Source organism: Pseudoalteromonas sp. APC 3358, assembly GCF_030408075.1.
Taxonomy (GTDB): domain Bacteria; phylum Pseudomonadota; class Gammaproteobacteria; order Enterobacterales; family Alteromonadaceae; genus Pseudoalteromonas; species Pseudoalteromonas arctica.
The window spans coordinates 204,969-229,668 of the sequence record NZ_JASDCE010000001.1; the positions used below are offsets into that span (position 1 = coordinate 204,969).

22 protein-coding genes are annotated in these 24,700 nt (G+C 38.9%); 12 read left to right on the forward strand and 10 right to left on the reverse strand.

The features are described 5' to 3' along the window. Position 1: 1 nt before the first annotated feature. The 7 genes from QL995_RS00960 to QL995_RS00990 all read left to right on the forward strand — a co-directional run bounded on the left by QL995_RS00960 (position 2) and on the right by QL995_RS00990 (position 6,748). Positions 2-1,240 (forward strand): NAD(P)/FAD-dependent oxidoreductase, encoded by a 1,239-nt coding sequence (locus QL995_RS00960; RefSeq protein WP_290291742.1) that lies wholly within the window; start codon positions 2-4, stop codon positions 1,238-1,240. Then, positions 1,228-1,788: a DUF3261 domain-containing protein gene (locus QL995_RS00965; RefSeq protein ID WP_024591750.1), complete on the forward strand. Its 561-nt coding sequence runs from the start codon at positions 1,228-1,230 to the stop codon at positions 1,786-1,788. Before QL995_RS00960 ends, QL995_RS00965 begins: the two co-directional genes overlap by 13 nt. Further along, positions 1,785-2,954, forward strand: a complete 1,170-nt coding sequence (locus tag QL995_RS00970; RefSeq protein ID WP_007580801.1) for a beta-ketoacyl-ACP synthase — start codon at positions 1,785-1,787, stop codon at positions 2,952-2,954. The genes QL995_RS00965 and QL995_RS00970 overlap by 4 nt, the downstream gene beginning before the upstream one ends. Then, positions 2,947-3,402 carry a hotdog family protein gene (locus QL995_RS00975; protein ID WP_197161306.1) on the forward strand — a complete coding sequence of 152 codons (456 nt, stop codon included), beginning with the start codon at positions 2,947-2,949 and terminating at the stop codon, positions 3,400-3,402. Before QL995_RS00970 ends, QL995_RS00975 begins: the two co-directional genes overlap by 8 nt. Further along, positions 3,399-4,124 carry a 3-oxoacyl-ACP reductase FabG gene (gene fabG / locus QL995_RS00980; protein WP_290291751.1) on the forward strand — a complete coding sequence of 242 codons (726 nt, stop codon included), beginning with the start codon at positions 3,399-3,401 and terminating at the stop codon, positions 4,122-4,124. The genes QL995_RS00975 and fabG overlap by 4 nt, the downstream gene beginning before the upstream one ends. After that, positions 4,124-5,353, forward strand: coding sequence for a beta-ketoacyl-ACP synthase (locus QL995_RS00985; protein WP_290292448.1), 1,230 nt, complete (start codon positions 4,124-4,126; stop codon positions 5,351-5,353). Before fabG ends, QL995_RS00985 begins: the two co-directional genes overlap by 1 nt. 90 nt (positions 5,354-5,443) lie before the next feature. Further along, the gene (locus QL995_RS00990) at positions 5,444-6,748 is read left to right on the forward strand and encodes a DEAD/DEAH box helicase (protein ID WP_002958629.1); all 1,305 of its coding nucleotides are present in this window, start codon (positions 5,444-5,446) and stop codon (positions 6,746-6,748) included. 31 nt (positions 6,749-6,779) lie between these two features. Here QL995_RS00990 and QL995_RS00995 read toward each other — a convergent pair whose 3' ends face one another. After that, positions 6,780-8,279, reverse strand: coding sequence for an amidase family protein (locus QL995_RS00995; protein WP_290291754.1), 1,500 nt, complete (start codon positions 8,277-8,279; stop codon positions 6,780-6,782). Between the two features lie 95 nt (positions 8,280-8,374). Next, complete coding sequence (locus QL995_RS01000) at positions 8,375-9,982, reverse strand: NAD(P)/FAD-dependent oxidoreductase (RefSeq protein WP_197175932.1); 1,608 nt, start codon at positions 9,980-9,982, stop codon at positions 8,375-8,377. A 194-nt stretch (positions 9,983-10,176) separates the two neighbouring features. Here QL995_RS01000 and fdxA point away from each other — a divergent pair, with 194 nt between their 5' ends. From fdxA to QL995_RS01020, 4 genes are all read left to right on the forward strand, one after another. After that, positions 10,177-10,500 (forward strand): ferredoxin FdxA, encoded by a 324-nt coding sequence (gene fdxA, locus QL995_RS01005; protein WP_002958626.1) that lies wholly within the window; start codon positions 10,177-10,179, stop codon positions 10,498-10,500. 136 nt (positions 10,501-10,636) lie between these two features. After that, on the forward strand, positions 10,637-12,880 hold the full coding sequence (locus tag QL995_RS01010; RefSeq protein ID WP_007580789.1) for a carbohydrate binding family 9 domain-containing protein: 2,244 nt from the start codon (positions 10,637-10,639) through the stop codon (positions 12,878-12,880). A gap of 26 nt (positions 12,881-12,906) precedes the next feature. Then, a complete protein-coding gene (locus QL995_RS01015) occupies positions 12,907-13,365 on the forward strand; it encodes an Sbal_3080 family lipoprotein (RefSeq protein WP_007580787.1) in 459 nt (152 codons plus the stop codon). Between the two features lie 211 nt (positions 13,366-13,576). Continuing rightward, positions 13,577-15,487: a bifunctional diguanylate cyclase/phosphodiesterase gene (locus QL995_RS01020; protein WP_165722746.1), complete on the forward strand. Its 1,911-nt coding sequence runs from the start codon at positions 13,577-13,579 to the stop codon at positions 15,485-15,487. 103 nt (positions 15,488-15,590) lie between these two features. Here the strand turns inward: QL995_RS01020 and QL995_RS01025 are convergent, their stop codons facing one another. The 7 genes from QL995_RS01025 to QL995_RS01055 all read right to left on the reverse strand — a co-directional run bounded on the left by QL995_RS01025 (position 15,591) and on the right by QL995_RS01055 (position 22,371). Continuing rightward, entirely contained in the window at positions 15,591-16,295 is a 705-nt protein-coding gene (locus QL995_RS01025) for a TorF family putative porin (RefSeq protein ID WP_007580783.1), read from the reverse strand. A 9-nt stretch (positions 16,296-16,304) separates the two neighbouring features. Then, on the reverse strand, positions 16,305-17,522 hold the full coding sequence (locus QL995_RS01030; RefSeq protein WP_024592192.1) for a BCCT family transporter: 1,218 nt from the start codon (positions 17,520-17,522) through the stop codon (positions 16,305-16,307). Positions 17,523-17,680: 158 nt separating this feature from the next. After that, positions 17,681-19,348, reverse strand: coding sequence for a choline dehydrogenase (gene betA / locus QL995_RS01035; protein WP_290291772.1), 1,668 nt, complete (start codon positions 19,346-19,348; stop codon positions 17,681-17,683). Between the two features lie 11 nt (positions 19,349-19,359). Beyond that, the gene (betB, locus tag QL995_RS01040) at positions 19,360-20,823 is read right to left on the reverse strand and encodes a betaine-aldehyde dehydrogenase (RefSeq protein ID WP_007580777.1); all 1,464 of its coding nucleotides are present in this window, start codon (positions 20,821-20,823) and stop codon (positions 19,360-19,362) included. A 1-nt stretch (position 20,824) separates the two neighbouring features. Next, positions 20,825-21,400: a transcriptional regulator BetI gene (gene betI / locus QL995_RS01045; RefSeq protein WP_290291779.1), complete on the reverse strand. Its 576-nt coding sequence runs from the start codon at positions 21,398-21,400 to the stop codon at positions 20,825-20,827. Between the two features lie 378 nt (positions 21,401-21,778). After that, positions 21,779-22,114, reverse strand: coding sequence for a hypothetical protein (locus QL995_RS01050; RefSeq protein WP_290291781.1), 336 nt, complete (start codon positions 22,112-22,114; stop codon positions 21,779-21,781). Then, positions 22,114-22,371, reverse strand: a complete 258-nt coding sequence (locus QL995_RS01055) for a DUF3081 domain-containing protein (protein WP_002958616.1) — start codon at positions 22,369-22,371, stop codon at positions 22,114-22,116. The genes QL995_RS01050 and QL995_RS01055 overlap by 1 nt, the downstream gene beginning before the upstream one ends. A gap of 146 nt (positions 22,372-22,517) precedes the next feature. Between QL995_RS01055 and QL995_RS01060 the strand changes: the two genes are divergently transcribed. Beyond that, positions 22,518-23,798 (forward strand): flavohemoglobin expression-modulating QEGLA motif protein, encoded by a 1,281-nt coding sequence (locus tag QL995_RS01060; protein WP_008169642.1) that lies wholly within the window; start codon positions 22,518-22,520, stop codon positions 23,796-23,798. A 71-nt stretch (positions 23,799-23,869) separates the two neighbouring features. On the opposite strand, the gene QL995_RS01065 is transcribed toward QL995_RS01060, so the two are convergent. Then, positions 23,870-24,673 carry a DUF1338 domain-containing protein gene (locus QL995_RS01065; RefSeq protein ID WP_024591765.1) on the reverse strand — a complete coding sequence of 268 codons (804 nt, stop codon included), beginning with the start codon at positions 24,671-24,673 and terminating at the stop codon, positions 23,870-23,872. Positions 24,674-24,700: the final 27 nt, after the last annotated feature.

Below are 24,700 nucleotides of genomic sequence, written 5' to 3' on the forward strand. Positions count from 1 at the left end.
TTTGAATAACCTTGAGCAGTACGATGTTGTTGTTATTGGCGCTGGGCCTTCTGGTGCATTGGCTAGTAGTCTTTTAGTTCAAAAGGGATGGCGGGTACTGGTACTTGAACAGCATGCGTTTCCACGTTTTTCAATTGGTGAAAGCTTACTGCCGCAATGTATGGCGTACTTAGAAGACGCGGGCTTAATCGATACACTACATAACAATGCAGCGGCTTTAGGTTTTCAGTTTAAAGATGGCGCTGCTTTTCATCGGGCAGGGCAAAATACAACTATAAATTTCACTGAAAAATTTACTAAAGGCCCAGGCACTACGTATCAAGTGAAAAGAGCCGACTTTGACAAATTATTAGCAGACAAAGCACAAGGACAAGGCGTAGAAATCAGATATAAGCACACGGTGGTTGACTACTGTGATGAGCCAAATGGTGCATCATTAGTGGTACACAATGAGCAGCAGCAAGCTTATCGCGTTAATGCCCGATTTGTATTGGACGCAAGTGGCTTTGGGCGTGTATTACCAAAATTGTTAGATTTAGAGCTTCCTTCTAACTTTCCTGTTCGAAGCGCTTATTTTAGTCACTTTAAAGACAATATTAGTGATACAAGCTTCGATCGAAATAAAATTTTGATTACCGTACACCCTCAATATTCAGACGTGTGGTATTGGCTTATTCCCTTTAGTGATGGTACTGCGAGTATTGGGGTTGTGGCGCAGTCAGAGCGTTTTAATGATGATGAATCTAGCGATTTACTAAATCAATTTATAGAGCAAGACCCTTATTTAAAAACACTGTTAGCACAGCGTGAGTTATTAACTCCAGCAAAAAATATAAAAGGCTACTCGGCAAATGTGAGTAAGTTATATGGTAAGCACTTTGCTTTATTGGGTAATGCGGGGGAATTTTTAGACCCGGTATTTTCATCAGGTGTAACAATTGCACTCAAATCTGCAAATTTAGTTGCCCCACTTGTTGATCGCTATTTAAAAAACGAAGTCGTCGATTTTGACGCTCACTACGCACAGCCATTACAAGCTGGAGTCGATTGTTTTAGAACATTTGTAACAGGGTGGTACGATACGCGTTTTCAGGATGTGATATTTTACTCTGAACAAAATACTCAGGTGCGAGAAATGATTAGTGCTATTTTAGCGGGCTACGCATGGGATACAAATAACCCATTTGTTGCACAAAGTGAACGCCGTTTAAATGTGTTGGCTCAGTTATGTCAAAATTAATTAAGTATGTGGTGTGTAGTGTATTTATATTTGCTGTATTGAGCGCATGTACGAGTTTTACAGCATCTAAAAATAGAGTGTATCTATCACCTAATATTCAATTAAATATTAATAGTGTGCCAGCACAAATGTTTGATAAGTCTTGGCAGCATGTTTTGTATATTACGAATCAGCAAAACACACACACTGTATTTGCCCAATTAGCTATAAATGACAAAGGTGCAATTAAGTTATTGTTAATGACAGTGCAAGGCTTTCCGATTATGGAGCTTGAAAAACCTTTAAATGGCCCAGTAAAAACACGAAATATGCTGGCGGTAGAAGGGATAGACCCTCATTATATTTTAGCGGATATTGCATTAGTACATTGGCCAGTAGCATTTTTACAAAAGCAGTTAGAGGGTGCTTTAATAGAGCAGGTTGGCTCTAATCGGGAAGTATTTAACGATGAAGGTACATTTATTACCATTGACTATAGTGATGAGTCGACAACGTTGAACAATATTTTACATCAGTATCAAATAACATTTAAAAAGGTAGAACAGTGACATATTGGCTGAATGATTTAGGCATTGTGAGTGCGATGGGCATAGGCCAAGATGCAACCACAACAAGCTTAAATAAATATAACCCTGCAACTCCTTTATTAACTTTAAATAAAAGTTTAAGTGCTGAGCAAACTCCGCTGTATGTCGGGCAAGTTCAGTCTATTGCTTTATCAAATAATAAACGTATCAATACATTTATTGATCTAGCTCTAGAGCAGATTAAGCCAACCTTAGATAAACTTTCGCATATTGATAAGTCGCGTATCGCAATTGTAATGGGTACTAGTACATCAGGTATTCATGATGGCGAAAGAGCACGTAAAAGCTATGAAAGTACAAAACTCTGGCCTGATGACTTTAGTTACAGTGATCAAGAGTTAGCTACACCCGCTCATTACATTGCACATAAAATAGGGGCTCTAGGGCCTTGTTACAGTATTTCTACTGCGTGCACGTCGAGTAGCAAAGCGTTAATTAGCGCCCGAGCTTTGCTAAATGCTGATTTAGCCGATGTGGTAATTTGTGGTGGTGCGGATAGTTTGTGCCAATTAACAATTAATGGCTTTGACTCGCTCGCTTCTTTAAGCTCGGGTTTATGCCAGCCTTTTTCTAGCACCAGAGACGGCATTAATATTGGTGAAGGGGCCGCTTTATTTGTAATGACTAAAAATAAGCCAATAACAAATAACGGCGTTATGTTACTAGGCAGTGGCGAAAGCTCAGATGCGCATCATATGTCAGCCCCCGATCCTAATGGGATGGGCGCCCAAGCCTCAATGGAAAAAGCACTAAAAAGCGCAAAGTTATCCTGTGGTGATATTGATTATATTAACGCTCACGGTACGGCTACTGTAAAAAATGACGAAATGGAAGCACTTGCAATTAATCGCGTGTTTGGCAACAATACCCCGCTTAGCTCAAGTAAGCATTTAACAGGGCATACTCTTGGTGCTGCAGGTGCCATTGAAGCCGGTATATGTTGGTTATTATTAAAAGACAGCGGCCAACATATGCTGCCGTATAATGCGATTAAAGAAGGCAGTGATTTGGCTGATATAAAAATAATAAAACAAGCGTTTAAGCCCGCTCTTAAATACTGCTTATCTAATTCATTTGCGTTTGGCGGTAATAATGCCAGCTTAATATTGGGAGTTAACGTTGACTAATTACCCTATAGAGCAAGTAGTCCCGCATGATGCGCCTATGATTTTAATAGATAGCCTTTTAACACACAGCGAAGATGAAGCTCAATGCGGCGTTACTATCACTGAGCAAAGCCCTTTTTTTAGTCCTGTAATTAACGGCGTACCTAGCTATATTGGTGTTGAGTACATGGCGCAGTCTATTGCCGCTTACGCTGGTGCGTTGGCGAATGATGAAAATAAACCTGTAAAAATTGGTTTTTTAATTGGCACGCGAAAATATCAAACTTATCAACCGTGTTTTAAAAACGGCAGTAAGCTGACTATTGAAGTGAAAAAGCTATATCAAGAAGAGTCAGGTTTAAGTGTATTTGAATGCCAAATACTCGCGTGTGAAACTCTACTTTGCCAAGCAAAAATTAATGTATTTCAGCCTGAAAACCCGTTGGAATTTATAAGAGAAAATCAATGACAAAAAGAATTTTAGTTACGGGTTCAAGCCGTGGTATTGGTAAAGCTATTGCGTTAAAACTTGCTGAGCAAGGGTTTGATATTGCAGTACATTGCAGAGCGGGTGTTGAGCAAGCTCAAGCAACATGCGATGAAATTAATGCATTAGGTAGAACCACCAGTTTATTACAATTTGATGTATGTGACAGAGAGCAGACCAAAGCACAAATAATAGAAGATATAGCTCAGCATGGCGCTTATTATGGCGTGGTGTGTAATGCAGGTATTACTAACGATATGGCATTTCCTGCTATGCAAGGGGAAGACTGGGATTGTGTAATACGTACAGGCCTTGATGGGTTTTATAATGTAGTACACCCAACTGTAATGCCTATGGTACAAAGCCGTAAAGGTGGGCGAATAATTACAATGTCATCGGTGTCAGGTATTGCAGGTAACCGAGGGCAAGTAAATTATAGTGCAGCAAAAGCCGGTATTATTGGGGCCACTAAAGCACTTGCATTAGAATTGGCAAAACGCAAAATCACAGTTAATTGTGTGGCACCTGGTTTAATAGAAACCGCGATGACTGATGAATTACCTATTGATGAAATGATGAAAATGATACCCCTTAAACGCATGGGGAGCGTTAAAGAAGTTGCGGGAACAGTCGCTTTTTTAATGTCTGATGATGCAGCTTACATAACACGCCAAGTGATTTCGGTTAATGGTGGCATGGTTTGATTAAACGCGTTGTTGTAACAGGGATGTCGGTGGTCACTGCATTGGGCGATGATTGGTCTGAATTCAAACAAGCCTTAATTAAAGGCGAAAATGCCGTTGTTACTATGCCAGAGTGGGATATAGCTGACGACCTCAATACTCGTTTAGCCGCGCCAGTTAAACACTTTGAGCGACCAAGTCATTACAAACGAAAACAAATCCGTTCAATGGGGCGAGTGTCACTTATGTCAACTCGTGCTACTGAATGCGCACTTGAACAAGCCAAACTACTAGAGCACGACAGTCTAACAGATGGCTCTACGGGCATAGCGTATGGCTCATCTACGGGCTCTACTGAGCCACTACTCGCCTTTGCAAATATGATGGAAACGGGGTCGATGTCAGGCGTAACAGCCACGAGTTACATTAAAATGATGGCGCATACTGCCCCTGTAAATGTTGGTGTGTTTTTTGGTTTAAAAGGGCGTGTTATAACAACAAGCTCTGCTTGTACATCGGGATCTCAAGGAATAGGCTTCGCCTATGAAGCGATTAAGTTTGGCCGACAAAAAATAATGGTGGCTGGTGGAGCTGAGGAATTATGCATCACAGAGGCTGCAGTATTTGATACGCTTTATGCAACATCTACAAAAAATGAAACACCAAAACAAACACCAAGACCTTTTGATAAAAATCGCGATGGCTTAGTGATAGGCGAAGGCGCGGGTACACTTATTTTAGAAGAATACGAACATGCAAAAGCGCGCGGAGCAACAATATTAGCGGAGGTGGTTGGTTTTGGTTGTAATTCTGATGGACAGCACGTTACTCAACCAACATCAAAAACAATGCAACTAGCGATAGAAATGGCAATGCAAGATGCCAATTTAGAACCAGAAAAAATTGGTTACGTTAATGCTCATGGTACATCAACAGATAAAGGTGATATTGCCGAGTCTCACGCAACGTTTAAAGCATTGGGCAGCAAACCTATTAGCTCGTTAAAAAGTTATTTGGGGCATACATTAGGTGCTTGTGGTGCAATAGAAGCATGGGCAAGCATTAATATGATGGCTGATAACTGGTTTGCACCAACAATTAATTTAGATAACGTTGATGACGAATGTGCTCAGCTTGATTACATAAGGCATCAAGGGCGTGAGATTAATACCGATTACGTGATGAGTAATAACTTTGCGTTTGGTGGTATTAACACCTCTTTAATATTTAAACGCTATAAAGTAGATTAAACACGTTAAAAGATAAGTTATGACTAACTGTTAGCTCGTTTTTACTGTATAATTTGCGACCCTTGATAATGTGGCCGTAGGTTATACAGCATGAATTTTAAATCTTTTAGTTTCGCTCCTGAAATCATCCAGGCGTTGGACGAACTTAACTATCACACCCTTACGCCCATTCAGCGCGCAGCAATTCCTGCTGTCCGTAAAGGTAAAGACGTTTTAGCCAGTGCACAAACTGGTACCGGCAAAACTGCCGCGTTTGCTTTACCTATCATCCAAAAATTGGTTGAGTCTGAACTCAGCACAACTAATGCACCTCATGCATTAGTACTTGCTCCAACGCGTGAACTTGCAGAACAAATTGCAAATAATTTTAGAGATTTTGCAAAGCATACATCACTTAAAGTCGTTAGCTTATTTGGTGGTGTTAGCACTGCCGGCCAAGCAAATGCTTTAAAAGAAGGTGTAGATATTGTTGTTGCAACGCCAGGTCGTTTATTTGATCATATTCGTTTAGGTAACTTAAGCCTTGCAAGTGTTAAGCACCTTGTTCTTGATGAAGCTGACCGTATGCTTGATATGGGCTTTATTGAAGATATGCAAAACGTTATTAAAAGCTGTGCAGAAGAGCGCCAGATTTTACTTTTCTCTGCTACATTCCCTGCAGCAATTAAACAATTTGCATCTAAAGTATTGAAACAAGCTGAAATAGTGCGTGTTGATCAAACTAACAGTACAGCAAGCACCGTTGAGCATGTTGTTTACCCAGTTGAAGAACGTCGTAAGCAAGAGCTACTTTCTGAATTGATTGGTAAGAAAAACTGGCAACAAGTGCTTGTCTTCGTAAACATGAAAGAAACAGCTGATGAGCTTGTTAAAGAGCTTAACCTTGATGGTATTCCGGCAGGCGTTTGCCACGGTGATAAATCTCAAGGTAACCGTCGTCGTGCTTTACGTGAATTTAAAGAAGGTAAGGTACGCGTATTAGTGGCTACAGAAGTCGCTGCTCGTGGTATCGATATTGATGGCTTACCTCGTGTAATTAATATTGATTTACCTTGGCTTGCAGAAGATTACGTTCACCGTATTGGCCGTACAGGTCGTGCTGGTCGCCAAGGTCAAGCAATCTCATTTGTTAGCCGTGAAGAAGAAAACACTTTGTTTGAAATTGAAACGCTAATCGGCCAAAAAATCAAACGTGTATATTTAGAAGGTTATGAAGTAAGTAACCGTGAAGTACTAATTGATAAAATTGGTAAAAAACCAGCGCATTTACGCCGTACACGTTCTAACAAGTTATCAGGACAAGCAACCGGTGAAGCGAGAGCAGTAAATCGCTCACGTATTTCAAGCGTTCGTAAAAGCTTAAAAGGCGAAAAACTGTCACTTAAAAAGTCATAGTTAACGCCGTTTAGTTTAAAAAAACCTGAGTTTACTCAGGTTTTTTTGTGCCTGGTGATAACACCTCATCAATAATGTTTGCGTATAAATAAGCCGCTTGCTCGTCCTCTTTATTTGCTATTATGGACAAACCAACCGGTAAACCACTTACTTTGCCGACCGGTAGGGTTATGTGCGTTGTGCCAGCAATAGCAGATAACGAACTACTACTGCCATTAAAATTATCACCATTAACTAAGTCAGTTTTCCAGGCGGGGGATACTGTAGGCGCTATAACAATATCAAGCTTGTTGTTTTTATATACATTAACAATGGCTGTCGTTGCTAAAGTGCGATAGCGTTCTTTAGTCTCTTGGTATTTTTGTTTTTTAGTTAAATCAATAGCCTGTGATTGAACTAGGATATCTTGCTCAAAATGGGGCATTTCTGTTTTTTTATTTTGAATATTAAAATTAATAAGTGCTTTTAGGCTCTTAACAGCCACTTGTGTTGGAGTGCTTGCGAGGTAGTGATTAATTTCGGCTTTGAAGTCATAAAGTAAAATATAGTATTCATCAACAAATAGCGTATCTAAGTTATCAGTAATATCTACATTAATAACAGTGTGTCCAGCCTGTTGTAATGCTTGTAACTGCTTGGCATAAAGGCGCTGCGTTTCAACTGTAAATTTGTCGCTAGGCAGTGCACCAATAATAAGTGACGATTTTGATTTTATATTACCTGTTTTTAATTCAAACCCTGTAGTTGTTGCATCAAGGGAGTCCTCACCTTGCAAAACAGATAAAACCAGCAGCGAATCTTTAAGAGAATGCGCCATCGGCCCTACTGAATCTTGGCTACTTGAAAGAGGCACAACACCTGAGCGTGATACTTGGCCCATACTCGGTTTTATTGCATAAACTCCATTTACTGAAGCTGGGCACGTAATTGAACCGTCTGTTTCAGTCCCTAATGCTATTGGCGCAAAGTTAAGTGCTACCGCAACAGCAGAACCTGCGCTAGAACCACATGGGTTACGTGTTACATCGTGCGCATTATGTGTTTGTCCGCCTACGGCACTCCAGCCTGAAGATGAATAGGATGAACGAAAATTTGCCCACTCACTTAAGTTAGCTTTACCTAAAATTATAGCGCCCGCATTACGTAGTTGTTTAACAACAAAAGCATCATTATTAGTAACGTTATTTTTAAGTGCTAAAGAGCCAGCAGTTGTAGGAAGTGCACCTTTAGTTTCTATATTATCCTTAAGAAGTACAGGTATGCCGTGTAACGGACCTGCCCACGTGCCTTTGACGGCAAGTTCATCTAACGTTTTAGCTTGAGCAATAGCTGTAGGCTCTAAACTAATAACCGCATTATAGTGTGGATTAAGTTTATTAATTCGGTCTATATAATTTTGGGTGAGTTGCTGTGCATTAATAGAATTATTTTTATATGCACTGTGAATTTCATCGATGGTTTTTAGCTCTTGTGCTTTAGCGTTAAAAATTGCTAATACACTAAGCAACGAAAAGGTAAATGTTTTGATCATTGTTGAGGTGCTTGAGGTGTTATTATTTTCTATACATTTAGCACAAAAAAGCCTCACAAAGTGAGGCTTTTCGATAAACAGCTTAAAAAAGAGGTTTAAGCGTTTTCTAACATAGACAGTGCGACCGCTTCAGCCGCTTTAATACCATCAATACCCGCTGATAAAATACCGCCAGCGTAGCCTGCGCCTTCACCTGCAGGGTAAAGCCCTTTGGTGTTAATACTTTGGAATGTTTTATCACGCTTAATACTAATAGGCGACGAAGTACGTGTTTCAACGCCGGTTAGTAAACCGTCGTTAGTTGAAAAGCCACGAATTTGTTTATTAAACGCTGGTATCGCTTCGCGAAGGGCATCAATAGCAAATTGTGGTAGCACTTTACTCAAGTCAGTTAACTTAATACCGGGTGTGTAAGAGGGTTGTACTTCACCTAAATTTTCTGATGATTTACCTTTCAAAAAGTCGCCAATTAACTGGGCTGGTGCATCGTAGTTGCTACCACCAAGCTCATACGCTTGCTCTTCAAGTTTACGTTGTAAGTCTATTCCGGCAAGTGGATTACCTGGGAAATCTTGCTCCGGTGATATGCCTACCACAATAGCGCTGTTAGCGTTGCGCTCACTGCGTGAATATTGGCTCATACCGTTGGTAACAACGCGGCCCTCTTCAGAGGTTGCAGCGACTACTGTGCCACCTGGGCACATACAAAAGCTGTAAACTGTGCGGCCATTATCGCAATGATGAACAAGTTTATAATCGGCAGAGCCTAAAATTGGGTTTCCTGCATTTGTGCCAAAACGACATTCATCGATCATTGATTGTTTATGTTCGATTCTAAAACCGACTGAGAATGGCTTTGCTTCAACATAAATCCCTTTTTTGTGGATCATATCAAACGTGTCACGTGCGCTGTGACCAACGGCTAATACAACATGGCGAGTGTTTAGTTGCTCGCCATTTGAAAGCGTTAAACCTGTTACTTGCCCGTCGTCTAAATGAATATCGTCAACACGTGTGCTAAAGCGAATTTCGCCGCCTAGTTCTATTATACGAGCGCGCATTTTTTCAATCATGGTGACAAGTTTAAACGTACCAATGTGTGGCTTACTTACGTATAAAATTTCATCGGGTGCACCTGCTTCTACAAATTCAGTAATGACTTTACGACCGTAATGTTTTGGATCCTTTACTTGGCTGTATAACTTACCGTCTGAGAATGTACCTGCGCCGCCTTCACCAAATTGTACATTTGATTCGGTATTAAGTGTGCGTTTACGCCAAAAGCCAAACGTGTCTTTTGTACGTTCACGCACCTCTTTACCGCGCTCTAATATAATGGGATTAAAGCCCATTTGAGCAAGTAATAAGCCTGCAAATAAACCACAAGGGCCAAAACCAATCACAACAGGGCGCTCTGTTATATTTTCGCTGGCGTGGGCTACAAATTTATAGTTTGTGTCTGGCGCTACTTTTACATGTTGGTCTTTTTCAAATGCCGCGAGTAGCTCGGCTTCGTTATCAACTTCTATATCGAGTGTATAAATCAGTAAAATAGCTGATTTTTTACGTGCATCATAACCACGCTTAAACACATTAAAACTGTGCAATTGTTCTGGTTGGATTTTTAGTTTATTTACAATTGCTTGACCAATTGCATCTTCGTCATGATCAAGTGGCAGCTTTATTTCGGTTAAACGTATCATTTATATCTCTTTTAGGTGTCATAGCGGGGTATTATTACCGCTCACAATAAGGGGATGCAGGGCACAACGGGTGTGCAAACATAAGGCGCGTATTTTACGTTAAAATAGGGTGATATGGCACTTATTTATTGTATTTTTGGAGTGGATGGGTATGATCCACAACTGTTGTTTAAAATCTTAGGTATTAAAATAGTATGGCGTTCGTTGTCACCGAAAATTGTATAAAATGTAAGTACACCGATTGCGTATCAGTGTGCCCAGCAGATGCATTTTTTGAAGGTCCTAATTTTTTAGCTATTAGCCCGATTGATTGTATAGATTGTGGTTTATGTGTCCCTGAGTGTTCAGCTGATGCTATATACCAAGAAGATGAATTACCAGAATCTCAAAAAGAGTTTACTGAATTGAATGCTGAACTTGCACTGGTCTGGCCGCGCATTACAGAGGTTAAACCTGCACCAGAGGACGCTGATGTATGGAATGGCATAGACGATAAACTTAAACTACTCGAAACATAATACGTAACAATTAGTTACTCCTTTATCATTAAATAGTTAATTTTTTACTTCAAATCATTAACAAATGTACCTGGATAAGTTACAATCCCCAGCTTAAGTTACTCCCTATGAGTAATTACAGTCTAAATGGATGTTTATGCAGTACTTTATAACTATAATAAAAAAGTTTACCTTCCTATTTTTAAGTTTCGTTTTATTACTCTCAAGCCTTGATGTAGCGGCTAGTAAACAGCAAGTATCCTTATCTCGTATTGATTCAAATATCACTATTGATGGTGTTATGGATGAAGCGCACTGGCAAAATGCGACACGTATACCTCTACTCTACCAAGATGAGCCTAACGAAAAAGGCACACCTCCTGTAAAAACTGATGCCTTTATTTACGAAGATGGCACAAACTTATATGTTGCCTTCATTGCAGAGGATCCAAACCCTGAGCAAATTCGTGCATCACTTCGTGACCGCGATACCCTATGGGAAGACGACGTAGTTATTCTTGTTATTGACACATTTAATGATGAACGCAGTGGTTATGAATTTCATGTAAATCCCCTTGGTGCACAAGGCGATATAAGAATGACTGACACCGATGGGTGGAGCTCAGATACCTCATGGAATGCTATTTGGGATAGCGCAGGACAAATTAACGAGAAAGGTTACGTTGTTGAAATGCGTATTCCTTTTAAGGCACTGCGCTTTCCTGAAAATAAAAAAGAGCTAACGTGGGGTTTTTCAGTCATGAGAAACTACCAACGTGATGTTTTATATCAGCTATCAAATATGGGGTTTGATAGAAATATAAAATGTAGCCTTTGTCAGTTTGATAAGTTAGTGGGTTTTAGCGATATTGAATCGAGTAAAAATATTCAATTAACACCTACATTGACAGCACTTCGTAACGATAATAAATCTGAATTACCGGGTAACTGGGATAATGGTGATATAGATACCGAAGTGGGCTTAGATTTGCGCTGGGGTTTAACCAAGGACGCTGTTTTAAATGCGACTATCAACCCAGATTTTTCGCAAGTAGAAACAGACTCTTTAGAGCTCGATGTAAATACAACCTTTTCTATTTATTATGCTGAAAAACGTCCTTTCTTTTTAGATGGAGCTTCTTACTTTAAAAGCAGCTTATTTGAGCTTTTATATACACGTACAATTGCAGAGCCTACTTTAGGTGCAAAATTAACGGGTAAAACGGGTGATCATAGTTATGCGTTAATGCTCGCTGATGACGACAATAGTAATATTTTACTGCCAACGAATCAGGGCTCTGGCTTTGCAAGCTTAAACGAAAAAACGAATGCTGCCGCAGGGCGTTATCAATATGACTTAGGTCAGCAGGGTACTATTGGCCTTTCAAGCACGCACAGAGAAAGTGATGACTATCACAACACTGTATTATCAGTGGATGGTAGCTACTGGTTTAATCAATCGGATACTCTTTTGTATCAAGTATCATCTGCTGATACACGTAACTCTGAATTTTTAATTCAAAATTATAACTTATCTGAAACTCAGTCAGATGAAGCATATGCCCTGGAACTTACCCGCGATAAACGTGATTACAAATTATTTGCATCTTATGAAAATATTGGGCAGGACTACCGCACCGATTTAGGTTATCAAGCTAAAGTTGATTATGAAAAAGTAGGCTTTGGTGGCGGACAAACATGGTACAGAGATGAATCTGATTTACTTACCTCATGGTCATACGAAGCTGACTGGGATAAAACGTGGGCGCAAAACGGCGACTTACTTGAAGAAGAATACGAAGGCTTTTTAAGCTTTAAAGGCCAAAAACAATCTATTTTTGAAATTGGTTTAGTGCACCGTTATGAAAACTATAACGACAATTTTTATAATCAAAATATTGGTTTTATTTATACGGGCTTTAAACCCACTAAAGATTTAAAGCTTTCGTTATATATTGAATACGCTAGCCGCATTGATTATGCAAATGAGCAATTAGGCGACGCGTTTGACACTCAAACCCAAGTGGTTTGGGACATTAACGACCATTGGCAGCTCGATGTAAAGCATAACTACAGTCAATTAGATAACCCGCAAGGGGATCGCGTATTTACTGCTAACTTGGTCGATTTTAGACTTCATTATAAATTTAGCATGCGTTCAATTCTTAAATTAATTTTACAATTTGAAGACATTGATAGAGACGAAAATGCCTACTTTTACCAAGTTAGTCAAATCAATAAAGACTATGGCAGCCAGCTTGTTTACTCATATAAAATTAATGCGCAAACACTGTTTTATTTGGGTTACTCAGATAGAGGTTACCAAGACGATTCTCTTAAAAATATTGAGCGAGATCAGCGTACATTTTTTACAAAAGTTAGCTATGCATGGCAGCTTTAAATATTAAAAATAAAAAAGGAATAAATATGAATACGTTAAAAATAACAGTTGCAGCAGCAATGGTTGCCACCTTGGCCGGTTGTGCTGCAAAGCAAGACATTACTCGATTTGAAACAAACATACCTAAAACAGTATGTATTGCTGAACATAAGGCTGTTAAAGCTGGTGTTATAGATGCAATGAAAAAAGGTTTTGCAAAGCATGATGTTGAAACTCGGGTAATTCCAGCCAATTATGTATTGAAACACCAAGACTACCAGACCGAATTACCAGGTGCAGATACGACAGGATGTAATGCAGTGGCTTACTACGTAGCAAATTGGCGTTGGGATATAGCGCTCTATATGGCATACGCAAATATTTGGATTAAAGACGTTGAAACGAATGAAAAAATAGCACAAGCATCTTATCGCACCGGTGGTGGATTGGATAAGTTTATAGACGCTGAAGAAAAAATTATAGAGCTTATTGACGGTATGTATTAAATTTTAAACAATTAGAACCTTTTTGTTTATTTTTGTTAATCCCACCTATACTATATATCAAATATAATTAGTTAATCCGTTATTGTTACAATTTTTTGTTATTCTAATGGCTTAGGATTATATCAATGCTTGCGTAGTACTAAATGCAAGCGATATAATCCGTTTTTGGTAATAGGTTTGATAGGAGAAGCAAAGTAGATGGATTTTTTTTATGAGTAAACTTAAGCCGCTCGGTTTTATTTTCCTAATCATAATTCTATTTTGTTTTTGCATAAACATAGAGTTAACGAATCAGATTAATCGTATAAATTTATTTAGTACCAGTATTGATATACGAAATTTCGAAATAACGAATACCACTCTTGATATGGCTCCTTGGTATAATCCGATCTTAAATGGCCACTATATAATTGAGCAGCCCACTGCTGACTTTTTGCTTATTAAAACCACTGACACCCAGTTTGTAGCTGCTGATTCAAGTAAGTTAATTATAATGACACTTGCATCACCTATTAATTTTTTACTTTTATGTATCTTAATATTTGGTTCTGGCCTGTACTTACGCAGAGAGCGTAGAAAGCGTCATTATAAAAATCAAATAGCGGAGCTTAATCTTCAAGCCAATAGCTTACTCACTGCATTTAATTTGCAAGTAAAACCGGCAGAGAACCCTTTGGGTGTAAGCAGCTTAAGCCAATCAATAAATAGTTTAAATACGCATGTGGCTAATTATGTAAAACAAACTCAAACCAGTATATGCCAAGATAAACTGACGTTATTAATTGACCGTCATGCATATATTGAACATATCGACAGACAAATTAATCATGCTAATCAAGAAGATCTCAAGTGTGCGCTCCTGTTTATAGACCTTGATGGCTTTAAACAAGTAAACGACTCGTTTGGTCACAGTTTTGGTGATGAAATATTAGTTCAAGTTGCTAGCCGACTTGCGAATGTATTACGCCACCATAAATTAAGTAACATAAATAGTGCTAACCAATTAGAGCAAAACTTATCAAGGTTAGGAGGGGATGAGTTCTCCATTTTTATAGAATTACTTGATGATAGCGACAGAGTCGTTGAAATTGCTAAGCATGTGCTAAGTGAGCTTGAAAAAGACTTTGTGCTTGGCAATAAAATAGTAAAAATTAGTGCCAGTATTGGTATTGCGGCTTACCCAGAAAGTGCATCAACGCCTCAAGCGCTTTTACAATTAGCCGATGTAGCTATGTATAGAGCTAAAAGTGATGGTAAGGGAATATTTAAAGTTTACTCGCCAGAAATGGGTAACAAAATGCGCCGTTACCATTATTTACTTGAAGAGCTGCGTTTAGCAGTCGCGTGTAAAGATTTTTACTTATCTTTTCAGCCAATTGTGCATGTTGAAGATTGTATGATTGATTATTTCGAAGCACTTACCCGATGGGACCACCCAGTTGAGGGCATGATCCCCCCTTCAGAATTTATTCCAATAGCAGAGGAGTCTAATTTAATATTAGAACTTGGCGATTGGATTATGCTTGAATCATGTAGGCAAATGGCTGCATGGCACAATGCAGGTATGCGTAAAGTAAAAATATCAGTAAATGTTTCGGGCATTCAATTAAAGCACCGTGACATTTATGATTGGATAATGAAGAAGCTCAAAAAAACCGGTTTACCCGCTACGTCTTTAATGCTTGAAATTACAGAATCAACATTCATTAAAGCCAGTCCAAGAATTATTAAAGAGCTAAGTAGGCTAAGAGAAGAGGGTATCACTATTGCTATTGATGACTTTGGTACAGGTTTTAGTTCTTTAAGTACATTAGCGGATTTACCAATAGATGTTATTAAAATTGATCGCTCGTTTATAGCTCAAGCTAATAAAAGCCAAAAATATAATGATATATTAAATACAATTAGTGAGCTTGGACAAAAGCTTGGCCTTAAAATTGTAGCTGAAGGCGTTGAAGAAATAGGGCAGTTTGAACTTGTTAAAAAAATGGGTGTGAGTTCTGTTCAGGGTTATTTAGTAAGCCGACCTGAGTCATCAGCTAATGTAGGTAATAAAGTATTACGCAATAACACCAGTAACCTTTCAGCATCGGGTACAAGTGCTTGGGATATTGTTAGTTAGTTAGTTAGTTAGTTAGTTAGTTAGTTAGTTAGTTAGTTAGTTTACAAATAAAAATGCCACTCTAAGTAGAGTGGCATTTTTTGTTTAATCAGTAATTATTGTATTAAAGATCAAATGTGCGTGAAACAGCAAGTACAATACGTTCATCAGCATAATCGTAATCTAAGCTTGTGTTTTCAGCAGCCACTTCAATACCAAAACCTTCGTAGCTTGTTTGATATGCTAGACGGTAGTGATAATACGATTTGTCTCCCTTAGCTTGATCCCACTCAAACTTATCACCATCAAGTGAGTTTGAAATATCAAAGCTTGCACGTAGTGCATGATTAGGAGCCAGCTCATAAGTGTGAGCGATCATCGAAATAACGTGGCCTGTATCGTAACCAAAGTAGTCCCAGCTGTACCAAAAGTTAAGCTCAGTTTGGCCGTATTCACTTGCATAACCAAATTTAGTATAAGCTTCAGCGTAGTTACCATCGCTGTTATTACCTTGATAAGTGTAATAAGCGATACCGTAATCAACGCTAAATTGCTCATCAAGTTGTACATATTTACCTACGTAAGCATCAAGTTCAAAATCAGTGTCGTCACCAAAATCTACGTTTGAAGCCCATGCACCGGCGTAAACACCGCTATCAAAGGCATAGTCTAAGCTGCCTTGAATTGCAGGATCGCTATCTGTTTGTGTTACACCATTAAAAGTGTAGTCAGACGCTGCAGTGATTGTTGTTGACCAATCAGCAGCTGCGGTTGTTGATAAAACTGCAAATGGTAGTGCTACTACAAGTTGTTTTAGTTTGTTATTCATTATTAATCCCTAGTGTACTGTGTCTATTTTTGTGTAATCAATTTCGTTTGCTTTTGGTGAGCTGTCTATGTTTGTAACTGTTTTAAACTTGCTGTATCCGATAAAACCAGCACAGATAAAGAACAATCCAATAACCAATGCGCCTACCCACTGAATTTGTAAAAATTCTAATTTAAACAATAGTGTAAGTAACGATAAAGCGACAACATTTCCGATCATGTATTTCATTTTGCCAAAACGCTTTACGGTAAAGTTTAGGTTATCTGTATATAAACGCACTAACGAATCGAGTGAGTTAATTACAAATACAATACCTACAAATACCATTGCAAAGTTTTTAATGCCTTGAGTTGGAATACCCGCTTCATGGTAGTGATAAAGTACGCTAAACCAAATCGCAATAGGAATAGAAGGGAAAATCAACATAGCACCTAATACTTGGTATGTTTTAAGTCCACCAACAAAGCGTGATGTAAATTGACCAATCATTATGCTCCACGCAAACCACCAGAATAAGTAGAACTCATGGTAATCATTAAGCGGTAAAACAAATTCATTAATGTTCGCAAAGTAAGTACCAATAGAGCCTAAGTTATCTGTAAATGCTGACATTTGACTATCACCAATCACAAATGCGCCAGCCCACATAAAGGCGATTAAAGCTAAAAATAACCAGGTAGTAGAAATACTTAAAATACGTACATATTTAATATCAGTACTTGAGTACACAGCAAAACAGATAGCCGCAAACACAATTAAGTAAAACTCAGAAACTATACTTGTTCCATCACCTAATTCGGGTAAATACCACGGTAGGTTTGTAAGCAGCAAATAAGCGGTAAATGCACATGTACCAATAATTACAACGTTATTGATAAATTTAACCCAAGGAATTTCGAAAAATTTCACTTTAGGTTCTATTACACAGAAATAAAAGCACGTAAGAAAGTAAAATCCCCAGATCAAAAATCCCCAGTAGCCAAACTCAATAGCCAGTGGATTTGCAAACGCGTATTCTGGGCTTGCTTTTATGTCTGCATAACCTGCAAACTCAGTTAAAGGAAACATGATAAGGCCAACATCTAGGCCAGAAGTAAATAGTATTGCTATAAACGTAAAGGTTCGAACTGGTGTTACACCTACTACGCGAACATTACCCCATTTAATTAAAATAGTGATAATGGCAAGTAAGGTAAAAATGATCCCTGCATTAAGCCAAATAGTCATTGTTACCCTCCAGTAATGAATAAAAATAATTCATAAGCACTCCGTATTTTATTGTTTTATTCTCGCATTAACACAACGTAACCTATTTACATCGTGTGCCACTGCAAGGCACGCATTGGTTTAGCCCGACGAGACTAAACCTAAGCATGTGGCTAAAGTTAGATCTCCGTACTACGTTGTGTTTCTTGCCAGTTTTTTGTTATGGCAACATTCACATCCGATTTCTGTAATGGGTCTTTACCTAAAATTATGTCAGCTGCTTTTTCGGCAACCATAATAGTAGGCGCATTCAAGTTTCCGTTAGGAACAGTTGGGAATATAGATGAGTCAACAACACGTAGTCCTTCAATACCATGTACTTGCGTATTTGAGTTAACAACGGCCATATCATCTTCACCCATTTTGCATGAGCAAGAAGGGTGGTAGGCACTTTCTACGGCTTGGCGTACAAAGGCATCTATTTCTTCATCTGTTTGAATATGTTTACCAGGTTGAATTTCTTCATCGCGGTATTCATCAAAGGCACTTTGTTCGATTATGTCGCGTGTTAAGCGAACGCACGCTCTAAAACCTTCAATATCGTCTTGGTGTTCAAGGTAATTAAATAAAATGGTTGGTGGTTGCTCAGGATTCGCAGAAGCAATAGTGACACTACCGCGACTTTTTGGTTTGTTATGACCAACATGTACCTGAAAACCATGACCTGCAAATGCACTTCTACCATCGTAACGCATAGCCGCTGGTAAAAAGTGATACTGAATATCTGGCCATTCAACACCTGGTTTTGAGCGAATAAACGCACACGATTCAAAATGATTCGTTGCACCTAAACCTGAACGCGTTAATAACCAGCGCGCGCCAATCAATCCTTTTGAAACAATGCCTAGTTTGCCGTTAAGCGTGATAGGTTGCTTACACTTGTATTGAAAGTAAAACTCAAGATGATCTTGTAAGTTTTGACCAACACCTGGTAGATGATGCTGTACTTCAACGCCTGCTTTTTCAAGCACTTGAGTATCACCAATACCAGAGAGTTGTAAAATATGTGGAGAGCCAATTGGCCCTGCACTTAGTACAACGTCTTTTGCAGCATGTGCAGTTTTAACGTCGCCATTTACTTTGTATTCAATGCCAGTGGCTTTTTTGCCATCTAAAATCACGCGTTGTGCTAGTGCACCTGTAATAATTGTTAAATTACTACGCGATTTAACAGGGTCTAAATACTCACGAGAAGCAGAGCTGCGCACGCCGTCTTTTACGGTCATGTGCATTGGGCCAAAACCCTCTTGCTGCGAAGCGTTGTAATCATCAGTAGAAGCATAACCCGCTTGAACACCTGCTTTTATAAAGGTGCGATAAAGTGGGTTTTGCATTTCGTTGCCGTTATTAACGCCAAGCGGACCTTTGCCACCTCGATAAGTATTTTCACCAAGGTAAAAACTTTCTGCCTTTTGAAAATACGGCAAACATGATTGGTAATCCCAGCCGTTTGCACCGTGTTGCTGCCATTCGTCAAAATCTTTTGCGTGGCCACGTACATATACCATGCCATTAATAGATGACGAGCCGCCTAATACTTTGCCTCGAGGACAATGCATTTCACGGTTATCTAAATGAGGCTCAGGCTGCGTATGAAACTGCCATGCGTATTTGTCACTATTCATAGGAATAGATAACGCGGTTGGCATTTTTATAAAAATACTTTTATCGCTACCGCCAGTTTCAAGTAGTAACACGCGGTTGCTTGAATCTTCAGATAAACGGTTTGCTAAAACACAACCAGCCGAACCCGCGCCAACAATAATATAGTCGTAATGATTACTCATAGTAGGGCGCCTTAAAATGGGCTTTCTATGTCGGCCATACCAACATAAATAGACTTAGTTTGCGTGTATTGATCAAGAGTTTGTATACCATTTTCACGGCCAATACCCGATTGCTTATAACCGCCAACTGGCATTTCAGCAGGTGAGTTACCGTATGCATTAATCCAACAAATACCGGCTTGTAACTTATGAATAACGCGGTGCGCACGTTTAATATCGCTAGTAAATACGCCTGCGGCTAAGCCTAGGTGAGTCCCGTTAGCGCGTGCAATAACATCGTCTTCATCGTCAAAAATAAGCACGCTCATTACAGGGCCAAATATTTCTTCTTTAACAATAGTCATATCGTCATTACAATCAATAAACACAGTCGGTGCTACAAAATAGCCATTAGGTGCAGATTTAGGTGAAAGCGTTGTACCACCGGTTAATAGCGTTGCACCTTCTTCGATGCCTTTATTAACGTAGCTCATTACTAGTTCTTGGTGCTTTTTAGAAATAAGTGCGCCAAAGTTAGTATTTAAATCTTGTGGGTCGCCAGCAATAATGTTTTTCTCAGTGCGCGCTTTAAGCTCATCAATAAACTGCTGATATACATTTTTATGAACGTAAATACGTGTACAGTTAGTACAAATTTCGCCTTGCGTATAAAAGTTACCTAACATAGCAGCGCTAACTGCTTGCTCAATGTTGGCATCATCAAATACTAATAGTGGAGATTTACCACCAAGTTCCATCGTGACATCTTTTAAAGTACCGGCAGCACTTGCCACTACTTTTTTACCTGTGCCTACTTCACCCGTAAACGATACTTTGTCAATATCGCTATGCTGCGTTAGCCACTGGCCTACATCGCCCGCGCCTTGAACAACATTAAACACACCTGCAGGTACGCCAGCTTCAACAAATACTTCTGCAAGTTTAATTGCGCCAAGTGGTGTTTCTTCAGATGGTTTAAATATAAATGCATTACCAGCTGCAAGGGCAGGGCCCGACTTCCAACATGCAATTTGTAGTGGGTAGTTCCATGCACCAATACCCGCACAAATACCTAATGGCTCTTTACGTGTGTAGTAAAAGTCATCACCAACCATTTGTTGTTGGCCTACTTGTGCTGGCGCAAGGCCTGCAAAGTATTCAATTACATCAGCGCCGGTTTCAATATCAACACAATTTGCTTCTTGCATTGGTTTACCGGTGTCGAGTACTTCTACAAGTGCCAGCTCATCGTTGCGCTCGCGTAAAATAGCCACTGCTTTTAATAAAATGCGACTACGTTCAATGGGTGTCATTGCTGACCACTGAGCAAAACCTTGCTTTGCACTGGCAATGGCTGCGTTTTGAATAAATTCGTCGGCAATTTCTACTGCGTAAATAACCTCGCCCGTTGCTGGGTTTGTTACATCAAATGTTTTGCCGTTCTGGTTTGCAAGAAAATGGCCGTTAATAAAATTTTGATAGACAGGTGTAGTCACGCTAGGCTCCATATTGCTTGATAAGTGAAAGTACGTAGCTTTTTGCTAACTTTTCACTGTGTTTAAACTGATTATTGTCTGATTTGCTCAGTACTGCTCTTAACCATAGGCCATCGATCATTGCGGCGCTAAGTTCTGCAGCTTGCTTTGCTTGCTCAATAGGCATTAATTGCTTAAAAGAAAATGCTAAATTACTTTGCAAGCGTTTACTGTTTACGTTTTGTAGTCTGTGTAATTCTTCATCATGCATCGATTGCGCCCAAAAACTTAACCACGTTCGGGTTGTATCATTACGCTGTTGTACAAGCGCAAAGTTGGCTTCGATAATAATCATTAAGCGTTCAATGGCATTCGTTTGGTTGTTTACATTACTTATCAAGCCTTGTTTTAAGCTTGTTAGTAAGTATCTAACAGTGGCTTCAATTAACCCCTGCTTACCACCAAAATAATGACTAATAATGCCTGACGATAAACCGGCATTTTTACTAATGCTGTTTATAGTTGTGCCTTGTAGTCCATTAGTTGCAACTGACTCTATAGTCGCGTCAATTAGCTGCTGACGTCTGACAGGTTCCATTCCGACTTTAGGCATAATTTTTATTAATTGAACGTTCAATAAACATAAGCTTAAGGTAATAGCTCTAACAATTCAAGGCTGAAGTAAATATCTAGATGCCAAAATGTAGATTAATCATTAATAAAAGCGCAACTAATGCGATAAAGAAGATAAGGTTTTACTTTGTTTTATTTTATTTAAAACAAAGGCTTGTGAATTTTATTTTGAAATTAAATAATAGTAATGATTTGTTTACAGCAATAAATGAATAAAATGATCAATAATCATTAGTGCAGTAATAGTTAGAGTACTAATAGTATTAATTTAATACAAAAGCGCACTAAACCTGCAATTGCTTAGTGCTCTAATAAATTTATATAGAGAGTAAACTTTGTGGTTTTATCGTTTTAAAGCGCTTGGTTTTGGAAGGTCGGCATTATTAATAACGCCTTTAAAAAGTAGGGGGTAACGTCTTAGTCTATTGCCAATATAGTCATCAGCTAAAATTTGCTGGCAAATAAAGTCTATATCTTTGCTTGCTTCAAAAACCCAATCAAAGCGCTCTATAGCCAGTAAAAAACCACGCTTTAAATGAGTTTGAGCACGGTACTGTTCTAAATTGTCTTGAATAATTGAGACTTTGCTTGGATCAGCTCTAAGCTCTTCTACTACTTGGTTTATAAAAGTAGTATTGAGCTTACTGGTAGGGCGGTGTCTGCGTTTTCGTGGTTGCATTAGCTCTCGTTTGCAATGTTATATAATTTTTTCAAAAAGTCGTCTTTATGCTTTTCATGTTCGTAGTCAAGGTGGTAAGTATTATGAAAACCAAAGCGCAGTTCAACGCCGCTACCTTGTAGGTATACTGTGTAGCCATCTACGTCTGAATAAGCCGTAACGCCTTGATAATGCTTGCCTTCATCAGTCATTTCACCTTTTTGAATTATACGTTCATATACGGCTAAAATCTGTTTATTGTCGATTTCGTTTTTCATGTTTTATGCCCTTCGTTTAGTAACTCATACGATACAGATATGAGGGTCGATCATCTTAAAAACAATAGCTAAAAAAGTGTGATATTGCTTTGTAATTTCGCTTTTTTAAATTATGCTCAAAACTCATTAATTGTTGAGCTTAGAGCATGATAGACAAGGCGTTACTACTAAAAACTCGTGAGTTATCGGATCAATTAATTGCATTGCAAACTCCAATTAGGATACTCGATGCTATTAATTGGGATAAACAAACTAAAGAGGAGTTTTTTAGACAGAAATGTCAAAAAAACCCACTCATCGATCGTGCATATTATCAACAGCGCGACCTTGGTTTTGTACCTAGCGAGCTGCGCCAAGCGTTTTCTACTTTGCACCGTAACATTATTAACCAATTGGGACAGTTAAATCCGATTGCTCAATATATGGGAAAAATGTGCACCGAGTATAAAACGGTATTAAGTATGCTTGAGTATCGTGGAACGCCAGAGTTTCATGACTTATCAGTGGAGTTATTTGGTCACCCTAAAGACTTATTCCATGCTGGTGAGCCCTCACTTTCTGAGCTAGCTAATATGCTAGATAAACCGCTGCAAAATTTACTTATAGCCGACATACTGCCTGACGACCCTAAAAATATTGATGCTGTTGATGCTGTGCGTATTTTGTCTGAGCAAGTAAATGCCAGTATGGCAGGCATAAATGTAGAGGTAATGCTTAGCGATGGTATTGTTAGTGATGCAGCCGCAGGTGCTAATAATATAAAGCTTAATCAAGATGTTAAGTTTTCTCAGCGTGAACTTGATATATTGGAAGTTCACGAAGGGTGGATACACGTAGGTACCACTCAAAATGGTTTAGCACAGCCGTATTTAACATGTTTGAGTAAAGGCACGCCTAGCTCAACTATTACCCAAGAAGGCTTAGCAGTACTTACCGAAATTATTACTTTAAAATCGACTCCAAGGCGTTTATCTAAATTAGTTAACCGTATTCAAGCGGTTACAAAGGTAATTGATGGCGCTGAGTTTGTAGACATTTACCGTGATTACGTAGCGCAAGGTTTATCAAAAGATGACAGTTACACACTAGCGCAGCGTGTATTTAGAGGCAGTACGCCAACAGGTTTGCCTTTTACAAAAGATATTGCTTACATTAAAGGCTTTGTACTAGTTTATAACTTAATACGCGTTGCAATACAGCTTGGTCGAATCGATAGACTCCCTTTATTACTGGTAGGTAAAATATCAATAGATGACTTTAGATTAATATCGCAGCTTCATGATTTAGGTGTAATAGAGAGTCCACAATTTGTGCCACCACACTTTAAAGACTTACGCGGTTTGGCAACTTGGTTGAGCTTTGGCCGCTTTATTGGCGATTTATCGTTTGAAAAGTTAGAAAACGATTATAAACCGTTATTTTTATAATTAATCAACATAACTTACCGACATAAAAAAAGCCCATAACGGGCTTTTTAAATAAAGTACTTTAGGTTTTGCTATCGAGCGTTGGTGCTTTCAAATATTTTGTCAGCTGAGGCTGCAACAAAACCAGTATAAAGCTCACCGTCGGCTTTAGGGTAACGAATAGCAAACTCATAAAAACAGCTAGGGATGCTCATATCACCGTCACTAAAGGTAACAGAGTATTCATCAGCAAGTGTTGACGATTGCTCTAGTAACACCTCTGGTGAGCCTTTAACTTCGCCGCCTGACGTATTAAGCGAAAAGCCGGCGTCTTTTAGGGCTTGGTTAACATCATGAATGTTATCAAACTTAGCAAGCGTATTAATATTTACTGTAAAGTGATTGGCGCGGTAACCCCACGCCGACATCCACGCTGCATACTCGCTTTCAGCTAGCAGCTGCTTATAAGTATCGGTGCTTACTTGCCAATGCGTGCCTGAATACAAAAAGTTCTCTGCTGTTACTGCGCTTTCGTCAATTTTGTCAATCATGTCGGTTACGATGGCTTGTAACTCAGGCGAGCATTTTTCTACTAGTAGCTCAGAGATAAACACTTTTGGCTGATTAGGATCGCTATGCTCGTAGTGCTTTGCGTAAAGTTTTTTAGCTTCAAAGTGGTACTCACCACATTCTTTGTAACCAATAGCTAAAAAGTGAGCAGCGAGCTTTTCAAGACCCACTTTTTCAATATTGAACGTACGCAGCGCAATATGATCGTTAATAATGTCATCTTTTTGCGTTGACCCTAAAAGGTCATGAATTTTGTCTGCCGATGGTGTTACGTTTAAGTAGTTTTTCCAAAGGCTCTCAAATAATGTGTTTACATCAGTATGCATGTTAAATCCTTAAATCTAAAATTTTGG